This is a genomic window from Staphylococcus sp. HMSC13A10, from assembly GCF_001808005.1.
GTDB classification, from domain to species: Bacteria; Bacillota; Bacilli; order Staphylococcales; family Staphylococcaceae; genus Staphylococcus; species Staphylococcus pasteuri.
This window is the reverse complement of the sequence record NZ_KV791832.1, coordinates 1-536: the sequence shown is the minus strand read 5'-3', so window position 1 is coordinate 536 and position 536 is coordinate 1. Positions and strand designations below refer to the sequence as shown.

The window sequence follows — 536 nt, the reverse complement described above, 5'->3', positions numbered from 1 at the left end:
ATTGTTTTATCTTCACTTGTTACTGGGTTCACAGTCGGTACTGATGGTGCTGTTGTGTCTGTTACTACTGTTGATGCTGGCTCTGATGTGTTGCCATCTTTGTCTGTTGCTGTGACTGGTAATGTTTCTCCGCCTTTTAGATCTTCGTTAGCTGGAATGTCGATGACATAGTTACCATCGTCATCTGCGATACCAGTAGTTGTTGTTCCATCTGGGAACGTTACTGTTACTGTTGAGTTCGGCTCGGCTTTACCTGTGATTTGTGTATCGTCACTTGTCACTGGGTTTACAGTTGGTGCTTCTGGCGCTGTTGTATCCGTTACTGTTGTTGTCGCTGGATCTGATTGGTTACCGTCTTTATCTGTCGCTGTGACTGGTAATGTCTCTCCACCTTTTAGATCTTCATTTGCAGGTATATTAATCACATAATTACCATCTGCATCTGTTGTTGCACTTGCTGTATTGCCATCTGGGAATGTCACTGTCACTCTTGAGTTTGGCTCAGCTGTTCCTGTGATTGTTTTATCTTCACTTGT

At 43.5% G+C, this 536-nt stretch carries 1 protein-coding gene; it reads right to left on the bottom strand.

Features of this window, described 5'->3' with window-relative positions; genetic code table 11:
- Positions 1 to 536: Ig-like domain-containing protein (locus HMPREF3125_RS01845; protein ID WP_256278046.1), on the bottom strand; the 536-nt coding region annotated here is incomplete at both ends.